We start from the raw sequence: 13,184 nt of genomic DNA, 5'->3' as shown, positions 1-13,184 counted from the left end.
CGCCCACTCGCGGGGTGCCGGGATTCCGTGCCCACGAAGAACCGCGGGCTGAAACCTGATGAATTGACCAGAGGCGACAACCATCTAGCAGGCCCTCGGAGGCGGGTTCCCTGGTGGTCGACCTTCTCGACGACGAGGGGCCGGTGCAAAGCGCAGGCTCGTCGGGATCGTCGCAGCCTGCGCCGCCTGCGAAGATCGCCTCAAGGCCCAGGACTGCTTCAACTGATCGGCCCAGGCATCGCGTCGTGCGACGCCTAGGCCGATCTCGCCGTCGTTCAAGGCCGTACCGGCCGTGGGTTCCGAGGGGCCGACCACATCATTTGCCTTCGGCTGTCTCCGTGGAGTCCGTGACGCGGTCGAGCCGGGCGACCAGATCGCGCAGGGCGGCCAACTCCTCTGCCAGCGCACGTGACCCCTTCGGGGTCAGACTGAGCCAGGTCCGGGGACGGCGTCCGTGGTAGCCCTTGTGGATCTCCACATAGCCGGCCTCGTCCAGCGTCCGTAGGTGTCGGGACAGATTGCCGTCGGTGAGGTTCAGGGTGTCGCGCAGATACCCGAATTCGGCACGGTCGATCTCGCGCAGCACCGTCATGATGCCGAGACGGGTGCGATGGTGGACGGTGTCGTTGAGGCCTTGCGTGGGGTGCGGTGCCCCTGGCTGCCCGCTGGTCTCCCTCATGCCTGGACTGGGGCCGCTGCGGTGACCGAACGCAGTCGCGCCCACGCCCGCAACTGGACGACCAGCGCGCCGACCAGCAGGACGGCGGCCAGCAGGATCAGGTTCTGTGCCGGGTTGAGCATTCCATCGATCATGCCGCCGGAGGGGGGCACGAGCCAAGCAGGGATTTGGCCGAGGCCGTAGCCGTTCATGATGACGCACAGCCCCCCGTACACGAGAGCGCAGACCGCGACCCCCAGGCTCCGCTCCACCTTGGCCAGGACCAGCAACCCGAGCGCGATCGCTAGCAAAGGACTGACCACGGCACTCGCCACGAAACTTTCTCCCAGGGGCGGAGGCGCCTTCTGGGCGCCGTGGTTCTGTGCGAATACGGCGAGCAAGAACACGGCGAACAGCGCCGTGCCCACGTACGCCCAGGGCTGCCACCGCACGGTGAGGCCGACGCGGGCGGCCCGTCGCCGGTACCACCAGGCGCATGCCAGGTAGCTCAGCGGTCCTGTGACCAGCCAGAACGCGATCGAGAGGGCCCCCGATCGGTCGAACCCGTCCAGGCCCGCGTAGCCGCTGGTCGAACCGGGTCTGCTCACGCTGCCGCCGTCCGGCAGCGTCTGCATCGCGTGGAAGGGGTGGGAGTACAGGGGGATCGAGGCCAGCGTCAGCAGGCCGAAGATCATCAGCGGGACCGCCGCCCCGCGCGCACGGGCACGGGTGAGCCGCCGCAGCCTGGCCACCTCGTCGAGCATCTGGTCGGGGGACTGTGAATCCACGATGCCTCCGTCGTCTTGCGCTTGCGAAGTACTTTGCAACAGCGAGTACTTTCACGTCAAGAGTGCCAGCGACACTCCCAGAGCAGGAGGACGGACAGGGCGGTAGGTCGCTCGCGCCGCCGCCCACGGAACCGCGCAGGTCAGCCCCAGCCAACGCCGGTCGTTCGGGAACTCGCTCCAGGCGCGGTTGTCGAACCCGATGACGAACAGGTCGAGGTAGCCGGGGGCGCGGGACGGAACCGCCGGCTCGACCATGTCCGCGCGGGTGTTACAGGCCCGCGAACGGGAGCCGGACGTCCGGCCTGGGGGCCTGTTGCCGGTGACCGGCACCAGGCGCTCTGCATCGCCCTCCGCCAGGCGTCTTGACCAGCGTCCCGCAGGTCTTTCCCCTGATGCGATCGGGAGCATCGGAGCTGTATTTGCTCAGACCTGCGCAAAACCTGTCCATAGACAGGTGGGTAGCTCTCGGAGCGATATAGGGGTTTTCCCCCTCCCGGTTTCTCGGGTCCGCTGAGCATGCTGGAGAGGAGCCGGTTCCTATGGCGGAACCAGGCGTCTTGTTCTAGATCTTTGGAGCGGTTCGATGAGTTTCGGAAGGGACGACTTCCCCCTGTGGGGTTCCTTGGCCACCGTGATGGTCGAGAAGCCCGAGTGCCTCGATGCGGCCCGGCGCGCTGTCGACTCGGTGGTCGCCGACTTCGATGCCGCGTTCGTCCAGGAGGGGTCGGATCTTGCGCGCGTCAACGCCGCCAGTGGCGCTCCAGTGCGGGTCAGCGCCACTTTCCTGGCCGTGCTCTGGACGGCGCTCCACGCGTTCGACCTGACGGAAGGGCTCGTCGATCCCGTCGTAGGCGATTCTCCCGCCGGAAACCGGAGTGTCGTGATCGACGAACCGCCCGGCACGGTGATGACGCCCCCGGGGACGACTCTCGACCTGTGGGGGATCGCGCAGGCGTTCGCCGCCGACAGGGCAGCCGAATCCGCGGCCGGACTGGCTGGATGCGGAGTCTGCGTCTGCCTTCCGGGCAGCTTCGCGACCGCGGGACCGGTGCCCGTCTCGGGCTGGCCGGTGCAGGTGACCAACGGTCGCCGTGAGCAGGACGACGGAGCTTTCCGTGGCATGAGCCTCGTGCTGCGGACGCCTGGCGGACTGGCCACCTCCGTCCTGGCGGCGCAGGCTCGCGAGCCCGGACAGGCACCGGCGCGGTCGCTGCCGGCCAGTGATCAGTCCTGGCATGCGGTGTCGGTCTTCGGTCTTCGCTGCGTCGCCGCCAAGACCGCCAGCATCGCCGCCCTCTCCTTGGGAGACGCTGCCATCACCTGGTTGGAGGCCCGGGAGTTGCGTGCCCGCATAGTGCACACGAACGGCACGGTGACCAACGTCGGATGCTGACCCAGGCGTACTCAGCCGCCAGGGCTCGCCTCGTCTCCCCGCCCTTGCCTCCAGACCCAGGACGCGATCTGCACGCGGGAGTTGAAGCCGAGTTTGTTCATGATGTGCTCTATGTGCCCTTCGACGGTGCGCGTCGAGATCACCAACCAGGCGGCGATCTCCTTGTTGCTCGCTCCCTCCGCCACCAGGCCGGCGATCTGCGCCTCCCGTGGGGTCAGCGGCGAGGACGTGCTGGGATCAGTGCTCTCGGTGCCAGCGGCCGAGGACTCGCCCAGGGCATAGGCGACCCCTTCCTCGAAGGGCATCTCCAGCCCCCGGTGCAATTCCTTGAGGAATCTCGAAGGGCCGAGTGCGCGCCGGACTTCTTCCTCGCAGGCGTCGTGGTATCGCACCAGGTGCCCGTACCCGGAGAGGGGAGCGCCGAGGGCGTTCCACAGGGCTTGGGCGATTCCCAAGAAGCTCGCCGCTCGCGCATGCCGCCCCTCGGTGGCGTCCACCCAGGCCAAGACCTCCAAGTTGAGGCCCATACCGAAAGGGTCCTCCAGGGAGCGGTTGGCGCGCAGGCTGTCCTGCTCCAGCGCGGTTGCGCGGGCCGTGTCGCCTTCCAGCCATCTCTCGACTCCCAGGGCCATCATCGTGTACGACCGATGCCAGGTCTCCCCGTGGGCGTCACAAATGGCGAGCCCCTCTTCACCAAGCGAGACGGCGGCCGCCGTCTGGCCCAAATAGGAATAGGCGAGTGAGAGGCGAACCAGGGCGAGCACGTGGCCGACCGGGTCGCCCGTAAGGGTGTGCCGGTCGATGCCCTCCTGGTACAGGACGATCGCTGTCTTCACGTCCTGACGACCCATGGCGACCATTCCGGAGAACACGGCCACATAGCCGAGCACGTGCTCGAGATCGAGTCGCTCTCCGATCGCCTTGCTCTCCTCCAGCATCGCGGCCGCGGTCTCGAGGTCGCTCTGGATGATCGCCAGCCAGCTGGCGCACCACAAGGCCCGGGCGCGAGGCTCGTCGGCAGCGGGGGCGCGATCCAGGGCCCGGTCGATCCAGTGCCGTCCTTCGGTCAGGTAGTAGCTTGTGATCCAGTGGTAGAGCAGGTCGGCGACCATGCCGAGTGCCGCGCGGACGCCGGAGCGGTCGGACAGGTAGTGCTCCAGGGCGGCGCGCAGGTTGCTGTGCTCCACTTGGAGTTTGCTCAGCCATGCGATCTGGTCAGGGCCGAACAGGCTGGCATCCGCCTTGGCCGCCAGCTTCCGGTAGTAGTCGCGATGGCGGCGTCTCAGCTCGGCATCTCGCCCGGATTCGGCCAGCCGTTCTCGGCCGTACTGCCGGAGCGTCTCCAGCAGCCGATACCGGACCCTGCCCGCCTGCTCCTCACGGCTCACAATCGACTTCTCGACCAGCGCGGCGACCACGTCGACGACGTCCGCTCGCTCGACGCCTTCGCCCGAGCACACCTCCTCGACGGCCTCCAGATCGCAACCCCCGCTGAAGACCGACATTCCCGCCCACACGCTGCGTTCTTGCTGGTCGCAGAGTTGGTGACTCCAATCCATCAGCGCCTGCAGCGTCTGGTGCCGCGGCAGTTCCGCCCGCGATCCTCGGGTGAGCAGCCGGAAGCGGTCGTCGAGTCGTTCCAGCACCTGCTCCACCGAGAGCCCGCGCAGGCGTGCCGCCGCCATCTCAATGGCCAGCGGCAACCCGTCCAGGCGCCGGCAGATCAACTCCACCGCCTCCTGGTTGGCCTCGGTGAGCGTGAACTCGGGCAGCACTGCCCGTGCGCGGTCGGCGAACAACTCGGCCGCCTCCGTGGCGCGCGGCGTGGCGGCATTCCGATGTGAAGTCCGCTGGTCCAGTGGCAGTGGCGGGACGGGCAGGGTCTGTTCCCCGGCGATCCCCAGAACCTGCTGGCTGGTGGCGAGAATTCGCAACCCTGAGGCCGAGCGCAGCAAATTCTCGGCCAGAAACGCACACGCGTGGTGAAGGTGCTCGCAATTGTCCAGCACCACCAGCATGCGCTTGTCACGCAGATTCTCGATCAGCGCTTCCAAGGGCGGCCGGCCGGACCAATCCCTGATCTTGAGCACCTCCATGACCGTGGTGGTCAGGAGTTCGGGCTCATCGAGGTTGGCGAGTTCGACCATCCACACCCCGTCGGGGAACTCCCGCTCCAAGCTCGTGGCCATCCGACCGGCCAACCTGGTCTTGCCGACTCCACCAGCCCCCGTCAACGTCACCAATCGGGACGCGGACAGCAGACGCTTGACCTCGGCCGACTCTCGGCTTCGCCCAACGAAGCTCGTCGCCTCCGCGGGGGGCTTGGACAGCTGCCATCTGGTCGCCTCGTTCGGTCCCGCTGAAGCCATCACCATCCCACCCGGCGTCGCCGCCCAGGTTGCTCTGACCGATGGCCACCCACACTATTGGCGTAAATCCCCATGCAAACCCATGAAAGGGTTAAGTTGCGGTCTGGTGGCGTTTGCCGGCCATCGGCCACCGGTCGGTGACGACTGGCCCGACCTGTGCGCGGAGGCAGCGACCGGAGCGCGGTCACCCCTGGAGCCCGACGCGCTGTTCCTGGCGCAGGCAGCGAGGCCTGTGCGGCGCCGAAACCGACAGTCCGCCGAGTTGAGATCGTCACCGGCTCCGAGGTGACCTCGGCCGACCCCCACGGCACTGCCAAGCCCGCTTCGAGAGAAACGCGGAAGCCCGACCTGGCGGGCGGCGCGGACGGCCTCCGCTCCGCGGTACGGAAATCAACCGGCCTAGACCACGAGCGTTGGTCTCCAGCGGATTGCCCTCGACATGTCGCGGGTGGCCGCCATGTCGGCGGATCGCCGCTGGCAACGGTCGGTGACGGGCCGTTCCGGCCATCACCACCGGTCCAGCGCGACGCCATCTCGTCGTCGTCGCCATCCGCCTCGGTGGCGGTGACCGCCAGGGTGTAGGCGTCGGACATCGTGCAACCGGCTCCCTGCGCCAGAGCAGGGCACCTCGCCTGCGCCGAGTCGCCCACCAGGGCCTCCATCCGGACTTCACGGGTCGTACGCCGAATGGCGGAGTCGCTCAGACGGGCGGCAAGGGGCATCTCGAACGTTCCGCCACCGAAGTCCTTCGATTCGGAGATCAGCTTCCTGAGCGGATTGACTTCGGGACGCCAGTAGCAGGAGAAGACGGCGATGAACGAACCGTCGGCCCGCTGTGAGGGCGCCGTGGTGGACGCTGCGGGGCGTCCGGCGTGCGGGCGCTCGTGTGGATCACGGCTGCGGCACTCGCGGGACCGATCATGGTGAGAGCGGTCGCCAGGGTGGCGTCCACGGGCTGCGGCCCGCTCGCCGCCAGCGGCCCGCATCGACGCTTCCCGGCTCTGGGTGTGAGGCCGCGCGCCGTGACGGCGCTGAGGGCGGCTGCAGGTCAAAGGTGACGGCGGTGATCACGCTAGGCAAAGGCCAAGCCGCTACCGACGCCGATGACGACCCAGCCGGGCAGGACCTGCGTGACGTAGCGCCCGTCGGGCGAGGCGCTGACGGCCAGCAACACCGCACCGGCAAAGAACAGCAAGGTCCCCAGTGCCACGAGAACCCCACCGGCATGCGCTTGGCCAGCCGCTGACCGACGACCGCGAAGACCGGCCCGGACAGCACGGGACAGGACGGTGATAGCGGCGGTCAGCGCCTCGCTGTTGAAGGCTGGGCGGGGGTGGCTCCATGGCAGGTGTCGACTGGTGGGCACCGTGTGGACGTAGTCAGCCGCTTGACCCGCTGATTCGCTCCTGCCGGGGGCCTGGTGCACAGGGCGACGGCTTGGTGTTACCGGGCGGGACCCATTCCTCGAAAGGGACGCGGGTGCCGTCGGGCCGTAGGTGTAGCGCCTGCGGGTGTGGGTGCGCATGAACTCCTGAAGTCAGCCTGGGGGCCGCCCGGCGACGGGGACCCGAGATCCCAGCAGGCGGATGGCTTGAGCGCCGATGTCGGTCTCTCAGTGCCCGCCTTCAGTGCCTGCCCGGCGCGGCGGTCAGGTGTGGTCCGCCTGGTCGAATGCGTCCCGTGCGGCCTCGATGGCCGGCAGGTGCCGGTCCGCCCACGCCAGAAGCACGTCGACCGGGCCGCGGAGGGTCTTGCCTAGCGGCGTGATGCTATAGGTCACGGCGACCGGGCGGGTCGAGGTCACCTCGCGTTCGACGACGCCATTGCGCTCGAGCCGGCGGAGCGTTCCGGTGAGCGACTTCTGCGTGACCTCCGGGATGGCGCGCCGGAGCTCGTTGAAGCGGCAGGGGCGTTCGCACAGCTCGTTCAGGATGCTGAGCGACCACTTGTCGAGCACCTGGTCGAGGAGCTCTCGGTGCGCGGTGCTGATCCGCAGCTCTGCAGGGGTATCCATCGTGAAACCTGGTCTCGTTGAAGTGTCTTCTCGCACCTAAGTATCTTGACGATACCTAAGGAAGGAACATTCGTCATGACCGTTCAGCGCTTCACTCCCCTGGGGATGCTTCAGCCCGCCCCGTATCACCACGTGGCCGTGGCCACCGGAACCCGGCACGTCTACGTCGCAGGTCAAGTCGCCCACCAACCCGACGGTTCGCCGATCCCGTCCGACCTGGCCGGGCAAGTCGCGCAAGCCCTGCGGAACACGGCGACTGGACTCGCCGGTGCCGGTGCGACCTTCGACGACGTGGTGCGGTTGACGTTCTACGTGGCCCGTTGGAGCTCGGAAAAGATCGCGGAGTTCATGGCCGGCGTCGAATCTGTGGCCGACGAGATCGGCATCGGCTCGCCCATGCCGCCGGCGTCGCTCATCGGCGTTGAGGTGTTGTTCGAGCCGGGTGTGCTCGTCGAGGTGGAGGCCACTGCGGTTCTGGACTGAGCGCCGCGGCGTGGCACGGTCCGCGAGGTGCATGGAAGCGGCGGCGAGGGCCCACCTCGCTCGCCGCGTTCGGCATGTCAGTCAGGCAGCGGAATACCGCACGGCGATGCCGAGCGCCCAGTTCACGCCGGAGCGGTCGGTGAGCTGTCCGTTGAGCGGAGCCCACAGCGAGGGATTCAGGGCTGGACGGTCCCGTCGTCGGCCAGCCTGTTCCAGCTGCCCTGCAGCGCAACGGGTTCGCCGCGCCGCTCTGCGGCGGGCTGGTATTTGGGCCCGGTCAGCAGGTAGTCGGTGAGGTGCGCGGTGTTGGGGAAGTAAAAGACGTGCTGGTCGCGCAGGACGGTCCTACCCGCGAGACTCATCACCCATCTGTGGGACCACACAGCCATTATCAGAACGGCGGCAGCGCCTATACATTGCGCAAGTCCACCGAGCCGGCAACGTGTAGATCGGCTGGCACTTCTGCCGGGCCTGCAAGGCCGTCTACTACTTGGGCAACGGCGAGATCGGCTGGGGCATCTGCCCGAACAATCCGTCCGGCCTTCCGAGCCACACCCGGGGTGACGTGGAGATTCGTCGCATCACCATTAAGAGATATAGACCGATCCCTGTGGCCAGCCAGGATCGGCTTAGTCTGGATACCAGACGACTGTGTTACCGGCTCTGCAACGCGCATTAGTGCTGCGACATCCCTTCAATCTCCAGCAAGGAAGTGAGCGCATGAAGCGACGGATTCTCACGGCGGTGGCGCTGGTGGGCATTGGTGCCACCGTGACTGCCCTGACCGCGGCGCCTGCTCAAGCGACACCGTCGCCCAGCTGCTGGGCCGCGTTAACGGCCGATGGCCGCGGCATCGGAAGCTGCCAGGGCAACCCTTCCGGGGGCAGTTGGTATCGCGTGCAGGGGCTCTGCGCGCTTCCCTTCCCCAATCCGCCCGGAAGCTTCGTCGTCTCCAGTCAGCCGACCTACGCGTCGCCCAACCAACCGGGAATCGTGGTCATGACCCCGCCCTGCGGCTCGTTGACCTTCCGGGTCACGAACGCGTGGGCGACCAGTTGGTGACGCCTTAGCGGCCCATGCTGGCGCTCGCGCGCGCCGAGGACCTCACCCCGTTCGCCTCGCCGGCTGCAGACCGACGACAGCATGGTGGGCTTCTTCCTCGACCTGGGCCTCTCGCCGCAGGACGCCTACCGCGCCCGGTCCATCACCGTGCTTCAGGTGGCCGGGGTCGCCGAACTATGGGACGTCAGGCATGATCGTCCGCCACCCGGCCTGGACCGGGCGCCTGGTCTGGCGTACCCACCGAGGCGCACGCCGCGGCGTTCCAGCACCTGCGACGCCTGGCGGCCGAGTCGGCGAACGAATCTCCCGACGCGCTGTTCGAGTCGGCACTTACCATGCTGGTCGCAGGCGTGCGGGCCATGTGGTGACCTCTCACCAGTAACCGATCGCAGGATCGGCGAGTTACGTCACTGGCACCGCACTGGCGCAGACTGGCGGGACGTGCCTGAACGCTATGGGCCGTGGCGGACGCTCAGTCAGCTATTCCGTCGCTGGAGCGCGGCGAGACCTGGGAGCGGCTGCTGGCGCACGTCCCGGTGCACGACGCCGCGATGGGGTGGTGGACTTGACGGCGGACCAACTTGAAACGACCATCAGCCACCTCAGCGACGGCCGACCTCCCGCAGTCGAACGATCTCCCATAACGATGTCCGCAGGGGACGTGTTCGGGGGTGTTTCCGCTACGCGCCGGTAGGAGAGTGGGTGGGACGGCACCGGGTTTACGCAGGTGCGGAGGGGGCCGCGCCGGCCCGGACGCCCGGGGAGAACGCGATGAGAGTCATGCTGAGAGCGGTCATGGACACTCAGGTCTCGAACGGCGCGATCAAGACCGGCAGGCTGCCGGAGATCGTGAAGTCACTGATGGACCGGCTCGATCCCGAGGCGGCGTACTTCGGCCCCGGCGACGGCGGGCGGTGCTGCATCCTCGTCTTCGATCTCCAGGACCCCGCTGCGATACCCACCATCGCCGAGCCGCTCTTCCAGGAACTGGGCGCGAAGATCGAGATCAACCCGGTCATGACCCGCGAGGACCTGCAGAAAGGCCTTGCCGCGTTGCAGTAGCGCGGAACAGCGCCGCCGCCTCCTACCACCTGCCGGTTCGGGGCCGACCCAGGCTTGCTCAGCCGAGGATGAGGGGACCTGGTCCCCATCTCGGCCCACTCCGCGGCAGTCGGTGCCCGGCGTCCTTTCCGGACTAAGGGAAGGCGGCCTGAATCTAGGAGAGGCAGCTGCGGAGCCGCACAAAGGACCAGTGGGCCAACCGTCCCGGCTAAGTCTGCCACCGCACCGTCACCGTGGCTTCGATCGACCTTTGCTCAATCCTTGATCACTTGGCCTGCGTGACAAGATCTGGGCGTGACGACGTTGTTCCTGACAGTCGGCTTGCCCGGGGCCGGAAAGACCACGAGAGCTCGACAGTTGGCCGAGGAGCACAACGCGCTGCGGCTGACGCCTGATGAGTGGATGCGCCCGCTGTTCGGCGATCCGCAGCCGGCCGGAAAGCGCGACGTGTTGGAAGGACGGCTGCTCTGGCTCGGTCTGGAGGCGCTGAAGCTGGGAACGAGCGTGGTCCTGGATTTCGGATGCTGGTCTCGTGTCGAGAGGTGCGCGATCCGCTGGTTGGTGATGTCTGTGAGCGCGTCCTGTCAACTCGTGTACGTGCCGGTGGATCATGAGACCCAACGTGCTCGGATCGCCCATCGCCAGGCCACCACCCCTGATCAGACGTTCGTGATGAGCGAGACAGACCTCTTGCACTGAGGAACGCTGTTCGAGGAGCCCGACGCCACGGAACTCGATGGACAAGAGCTAGGAGGTCCACCTCCTGGATGGCCGGGATGGCTGGAGTGGGCCGCCGACAGATGGCCAACCCTCGCGTGAGCCCGACCTGAAGTCGGCCAGTAACGCAGCCGTGCCAGGAGCGCCGAGCCCGGAAAGATTCGCCGGACAGACCCTGGATTAGAGCGGGCCCGCAAGGGGCGGGGCTGGGATGCGGGGCCTCGGCGATCCGGTCGCGGAGATTGCCGATGATCTCGATGAGGCGCGGCTTCTGGCGAGGGTCGACCTGCGGGACGGGGCTGTAGCCCCCATGGCCCCCTGCTCGCTTTGCCGCGAGGCTTGCTGAGGCAGCTGACCTGCTACGGGAGCCTCAACGTCGTCTTTGCCCTCTGGTGCCGGGCTCTTGCCCTGGCGCAGGCTTTGCCTCACCGAACGATGCGTAGCGTGAAACTGTGTCGGATGAGATCGCGCGCTCACACGTCCTTGAGGTCGCCGCCCGCCTGTTCGGGCAACTCGGCTATGACGGGACCTCCTTGCAGCTGATCAGTGACGTCCTCGGCGTCGGTTCCGCGGTTGTCGCCGAGGTGGCTGGAGACAAGCGCGCTCTCTACCAGGAGGTCATGCGGCAGGCATTCGAGGCGGAACGGGAAATGCTGGAAGCTGCCGTGTCCCGGGCGGACTCCGCGCGGTCGGCGGTGCACGAGATCGTCGACGCCTATCTCGATTTTCACGTGGCGAACCCGCAGAACCGTGCACTGTGGGCACATCGTTGGGTGGCCGACGCCGCCGACTTCTCCACCATGGAGGATCAGTACGCTCGGCCGCTGCTCCAACTCGCCGCCCGCAGGATAAAAGACGCGGTCCCCCCGGACGTCAACACCTACTACCTTCTCGGCACCATGGTCTGGTGCGTGCACGGCTTCCTGGGCTCGGGAATTCTCAGCCCCAATCAGGGAATGAGGGACGCGGCTCAGCCAGAGGTCGTCGAGTCATTCCGCGCGCACCTTCACGTCCTTATGGATAGGCTGCTCGCCCCGTGGTACTCGGCGCCCGATGCCCCGGGCTCACCGACCAGGCTGTCTGCCCCTCCTTCGGAATAGCCGACCGGGTTGGCGCACTCACCGGCTTACTGGGCCGGGACGGTTCGCAGCGCATCCTGATTATGGTCACCGAACTTGCCGTGCTGCGCTGACCCCGAGGACCACTCCAGCACGCGGCAGCCCGCCCTCGGCAAGGGCATCGACAACCGCGGCCCCGTGCTGGCGGCATCCGCGGGGTGCGGCGTCACTGCGGGACGGGGCCGTTGACCTCGACCAGTGGGGGTGCGACGAAGCAGGTGCAGGGCGAGGTCGTTCCGACGGCCCAGATCGAGGTGCCTACGCGGGTGAGTCCCTCGACGGTCCCCTCGGCCTCCTCGCTGGTTCCGGTGGTCCAGGCGGTGCCGTTCCAGTGCAGGAACAGCGGTCTGCTCGTCACCCCGCCGTCCGTCATGTGGTAGCCGCCGACCCAGACCCCGCCCCTGCCGTCCGGAGCCGCGGCGCTCAGCCACGACTCGGTCAGCGCGGGCTCCGGCAGGACGCGCCAGCGAGTGCCGTTCCAGTGCATCACCAGCGGTCTGCCCTCATGGTTGCCGACCGCCCACACATTGTTGGCTGAGACGGCGGTGACGCTTTGGAGTTCAGTGTTGCCCGACGGGAGGGTCACTGGGCTTCTGGTCCAGGCGCGGCCGTCCCAATGCAGGACGAGGGCGACGTTGTTGCCGGCGTCGCTGAGGTACCACCCGACGGTCCACGCGTTCGTCGCCGAGAGGGAGGCAACGCTTTGAAGAGTGTTGCTGAGACGACCCGGGTTCGGGGAGGTCATCCGCCACCACTTCGTCCCATCCCAGCGTTCGACCAGGGTGACCGGGCCGGGGGTGTTCCGGTCGGAGAAGGATCCGACCGTCCATGCCAGCGTCTTGGAGACCGCCGCTATGTCGTTGAGCCGGTCGGCCCCGACATGCGCTCCGTTGGGTGGCGCGGCGGGCTGGACCGCTGTCCACGCGGCACCGTCCCAGTGCCGGATCACCGGTCCGAGACCGGTGCTGTCGCCGACGGCCCAGACGTCGTCGGACGCCACGGCGCTGACACCGTCGAGGCTGCCCGTGCCCGTCGGCGTGTCGGGAACCGTCACCTCCTTCCAGGACGTGCCGTCCCAGTGCTCGGCGACCGGATCGGCGGACTCGTACGGAGGGTGCTTCTCCCCGACCGCCCACGCGTCGCTTCCGCCGAGCACGGCGACGTCCTTGAGAGTTCCCTCCGCGCTTGAGTGCGGCACCTTCCGCCAGTCCGCCTCCGCTCCTAAGACGGGCGGCGCTCCGGCGAGCACCACTCCCGCCACCGCCGCCATGGGAATCGCGAAACGCTTCACGAACCGCATATGAACTCCTCCCCGCTTCTGCGCTGTGCAGTGGGGACGCCCCGGCGATCACCTCGGTTGCCGTGGTCGGCCAACCACTCCGACCGAAACCGGCCTCCGCACTGCCCATGCCGCTTCGCGCCCCAGGACGCGGAACGGGGAGAGAAGGACGCGGCTCGGTCGGAGCCAAGAGGGTGGGTGAGGTTCCTGCATCCTCCGACCGGAAGCGGTGAGCTATCGC

General features: G+C 67.7%; 14 protein-coding genes and 1 pseudogene. 7 read left to right on the top strand and 8 right to left on the bottom strand.

Going from position 1 to position 13,184, the window contains the following annotated elements:
• Positions 1–316: 316 nt before the first annotated feature.
• The 3 genes from ABD944_RS08135 to ABD944_RS08125 are packed head-to-tail and all read right to left on the bottom strand — an operon-like array spanning position 317 to position 1,701.
• Positions 317–679, bottom strand: coding sequence for a winged helix-turn-helix domain-containing protein (locus tag ABD944_RS08135; protein ID WP_345173976.1), 363 nt, complete (start codon positions 677–679; stop codon positions 317–319).
• A complete protein-coding gene (locus tag ABD944_RS08130) occupies positions 676–1,446 on the bottom strand; it encodes a hypothetical protein (protein WP_345173973.1) in 771 nt (256 codons plus the stop codon). Before ABD944_RS08130 ends, ABD944_RS08135 begins: the two co-directional genes overlap by 4 nt.
• A 51-nt stretch (positions 1,447–1,497) precedes the next feature.
• The gene (locus ABD944_RS08125; protein ID WP_345173971.1) at positions 1,498–1,701 is read right to left on the bottom strand and encodes a hypothetical protein; all 204 of its coding nucleotides are present in this window, start codon (positions 1,699–1,701) and stop codon (positions 1,498–1,500) included.
• A 328-nt stretch (positions 1,702–2,029) separates the two neighbouring features.
• Between ABD944_RS08125 and ABD944_RS08120 the strand changes: the two genes are divergently transcribed.
• The gene (locus ABD944_RS08120) at positions 2,030–2,839 is read left to right on the top strand and encodes an FAD:protein FMN transferase (RefSeq protein ID WP_345173968.1); all 810 of its coding nucleotides are present in this window, start codon (positions 2,030–2,032) and stop codon (positions 2,837–2,839) included.
• 11 nt (positions 2,840–2,850) lie between these two features.
• Here ABD944_RS08120 and ABD944_RS08115 read toward each other — a convergent pair whose 3' ends face one another.
• From ABD944_RS08115 to ABD944_RS08105, 3 genes are all read right to left on the bottom strand, one after another.
• A complete protein-coding gene (locus ABD944_RS08115) occupies positions 2,851–5,208 on the bottom strand; it encodes a LuxR C-terminal-related transcriptional regulator (RefSeq protein ID WP_345173965.1) in 2,358 nt (785 codons plus the stop codon).
• Positions 5,209–6,280: 1,072 nt separating this feature from the next.
• Positions 6,281–6,418, bottom strand: coding sequence for a hypothetical protein (locus ABD944_RS08110; protein WP_345173963.1), 138 nt, complete (start codon positions 6,416–6,418; stop codon positions 6,281–6,283).
• Between the two features lie 438 nt (positions 6,419–6,856).
• Positions 6,857–7,222 (bottom strand): winged helix-turn-helix transcriptional regulator, encoded by a 366-nt coding sequence (locus ABD944_RS08105; protein ID WP_345173960.1) that lies wholly within the window; start codon positions 7,220–7,222, stop codon positions 6,857–6,859.
• A 75-nt stretch (positions 7,223–7,297) separates the two neighbouring features.
• Here ABD944_RS08105 and ABD944_RS08100 point away from each other — a divergent pair, with 75 nt between their 5' ends.
• Positions 7,298–7,705 (top strand): RidA family protein, encoded by a 408-nt coding sequence (locus ABD944_RS08100; RefSeq protein ID WP_345173958.1) that lies wholly within the window; start codon positions 7,298–7,300, stop codon positions 7,703–7,705.
• A gap of 176 nt (positions 7,706–7,881) precedes the next feature.
• On the opposite strand, the gene ABD944_RS08095 is transcribed toward ABD944_RS08100, so the two are convergent.
• Entirely contained in the window at positions 7,882–8,067 is a 186-nt protein-coding gene (locus ABD944_RS08095; RefSeq protein WP_345173956.1) for a hypothetical protein, read from the bottom strand.
• 358 nt (positions 8,068–8,425) lie between these two features.
• Here ABD944_RS08095 and ABD944_RS08090 point away from each other — a divergent pair, with 358 nt between their 5' ends.
• The 5 genes and pseudogenes from ABD944_RS08090 (at position 8,426) to ABD944_RS08070 (ending at position 11,646) form a co-directional block, all read left to right on the top strand.
• Positions 8,426–8,767 carry a hypothetical protein gene (locus tag ABD944_RS08090; RefSeq protein WP_345173953.1) on the top strand — a complete coding sequence of 114 codons (342 nt, stop codon included), beginning with the start codon at positions 8,426–8,428 and terminating at the stop codon, positions 8,765–8,767.
• Positions 8,768–8,848: 81 nt separating this feature from the next.
• Positions 8,849–9,223 (top strand): annotated as a pseudogene (locus ABD944_RS42400) (hypothetical protein); the annotation flags it as partial.
• Positions 9,224–9,562: 339 nt separating this feature from the next.
• Complete coding sequence (locus ABD944_RS08080; RefSeq protein ID WP_345173950.1) at positions 9,563–9,829, top strand: DUF3303 family protein; 267 nt, start codon at positions 9,563–9,565, stop codon at positions 9,827–9,829.
• A 294-nt stretch (positions 9,830–10,123) separates the two neighbouring features.
• Entirely contained in the window at positions 10,124–10,528 is a 405-nt protein-coding gene (locus tag ABD944_RS08075; RefSeq protein WP_345173948.1) for a P-loop nucleotide/nucleoside kinase family protein, read from the top strand.
• A gap of 470 nt (positions 10,529–10,998) precedes the next feature.
• The gene (locus tag ABD944_RS08070; protein WP_345173946.1) at positions 10,999–11,646 is read left to right on the top strand and encodes a TetR/AcrR family transcriptional regulator; all 648 of its coding nucleotides are present in this window, start codon (positions 10,999–11,001) and stop codon (positions 11,644–11,646) included.
• A 184-nt stretch (positions 11,647–11,830) separates the two neighbouring features.
• On the opposite strand, the gene ABD944_RS08065 is transcribed toward ABD944_RS08070, so the two are convergent.
• Positions 11,831–12,964, bottom strand: a complete 1,134-nt coding sequence (locus ABD944_RS08065) for a hypothetical protein (protein ID WP_345173943.1) — start codon at positions 12,962–12,964, stop codon at positions 11,831–11,833.
• Between the last annotated feature and the right edge of the window lie 220 nt (positions 12,965–13,184).

The organism is Actinomadura verrucosospora (assembly GCF_039540335.1).
GTDB lineage: Bacteria > Actinomycetota > Actinomycetes > Streptosporangiales > Streptosporangiaceae > Spirillospora > Spirillospora verrucosospora.
The sequence above is the reverse complement of the archived record's forward strand: the minus strand, read 5'-3'. Positions and strand labels throughout refer to the sequence as shown.

Excerpts from the sequence above, each read along its gene's own strand:
- ABD944_RS08135 (WP_345173976.1), bottom strand. The coding sequence starts at position 679 with ATGAGGGAGACCAGCGGGCAGCCAGGGGCACCGCACCCCACGCAAGGC.
- ABD944_RS08100 (WP_345173958.1), top strand. The coding sequence starts at position 7,298 with ATGACCGTTCAGCGCTTCACTCCCCTGGGGATGCTTCAGCCCGCCCCG.
- ABD944_RS08090 (WP_345173953.1), top strand. The coding sequence starts at position 8,426 with ATGAAGCGACGGATTCTCACGGCGGTGGCGCTGGTGGGCATTGGTGCC.
- ABD944_RS08095 (WP_345173956.1), bottom strand. The coding sequence starts at position 8,067 with ATGAGTCTCGCGGGTAGGACCGTCCTGCGCGACCAGCACGTCTTTTAC.
- ABD944_RS08105 (WP_345173960.1), bottom strand. The coding sequence starts at position 7,222 with ATGGATACCCCTGCAGAGCTGCGGATCAGCACCGCGCACCGAGAGCTC.
- ABD944_RS08080 (WP_345173950.1), top strand. The coding sequence starts at position 9,563 with ATGGACACTCAGGTCTCGAACGGCGCGATCAAGACCGGCAGGCTGCCG.
- ABD944_RS08125 (WP_345173971.1), bottom strand. The coding sequence starts at position 1,701 with ATGGTCGAGCCGGCGGTTCCGTCCCGCGCCCCCGGCTACCTCGACCTG.
- ABD944_RS08120 (WP_345173968.1), top strand. The coding sequence starts at position 2,030 with ATGAGTTTCGGAAGGGACGACTTCCCCCTGTGGGGTTCCTTGGCCACC.
- ABD944_RS08065 (WP_345173943.1), bottom strand. The coding sequence starts at position 12,964 with ATGCGGTTCGTGAAGCGTTTCGCGATTCCCATGGCGGCGGTGGCGGGA.
- ABD944_RS08115 (WP_345173965.1), bottom strand. The coding sequence starts at position 5,208 with ATGGCTTCAGCGGGACCGAACGAGGCGACCAGATGGCAGCTGTCCAAG.